Origin of the sequence: Micromonospora globispora, assembly GCF_003857015.1 — a bacterium.
In the GTDB taxonomy this organism is placed as follows: domain Bacteria; phylum Actinomycetota; class Actinomycetes; order Mycobacteriales; family Micromonosporaceae; genus Micromonospora; species Micromonospora globispora.
In genome coordinates this window covers 1-808 of the sequence record NZ_QGGF01000754.1, presented here as the reverse complement: position 1 = coordinate 808, position 808 = coordinate 1, and the positions used below count along the sequence as shown (strand labels likewise).

The 808-nt window shown below is 76.5% G+C and carries 1 pseudogene; it reads right to left on the bottom strand.

Annotated features, from left to right (window positions below):
- A pseudogene (locus DKL51_RS35465) lies at window positions 1–808 on the bottom strand (helix-turn-helix transcriptional regulator); the annotation flags it as partial.

The following is an 808-nucleotide window of genomic DNA, read 5'->3' as shown; positions in this document are numbered from 1 at the left end:
GAACTGGTCGCCTCGGCACCCGCCGCCGCCCCGTCCAGCGCCGAGGCGACCAGTTCCTGGCAGCGCGCCTCGTCGCCGGCGACGGCGGCCAGCACCGCCTGGACGGCGAGCAGTTGGCTGACCCAGAGCGGCTGGCCGGCGTCCCGGGCGACGCGTACCGCCTCGTCGAGGCTGACCGCGGCGTCCCGGTGCCGGCCGTGGAAGAACTCCGCCTCGGCGAGGAAGAACAGCAGGGTGGGCAGCAGCCCGACGATGCCCTCCGCTCGGCACCGGGCGACCAGGCCGGCCGCCAGCTCGTACGTCTCGGCGTCCTGGCCGGCGACGAAGCCGAGCCCGCAGAGCTGCACCCGGTCGCGGGGCTCGGTGCTGATCTGGGCGGCGGTGCCGGCCAGGCTGAGCGGGCGGCCGCGTACGGCGGCGACCTGGTAGCGGGCCACCGGGTGGTCGAGCGCGGCGAGCTGGTCGAGGCAGTCGCCCAGGTACGGCTCGCCGAGGTACCAGGCCGGGTGGAAGGCGGCCACCAGCAGCGCGTCCCGCCGCTTTGGGTCGAGCTTCGCGCCGGCGGTCATCAGGTCGTACGCGGTCTGGTGGCCGCCCTGCCAGAACCAGGCGTGCCCCTCGACCCAGGCGACCCGGGCATGGAAGGTCGGATCGGTCACCAGGCCGGCCGCCCGCTCGGCGAGCCGGACGGCATCGTCGAGGTGCCCGGACTGCAGACCGCTGTCGGCGGCCAGCAGCAGCCGGCGTGCCCTGGCCGCGGCGTCCGCGCTCAGCTCGGCGGCGCGTTCGAACGCGGCCAGGGCGGCGC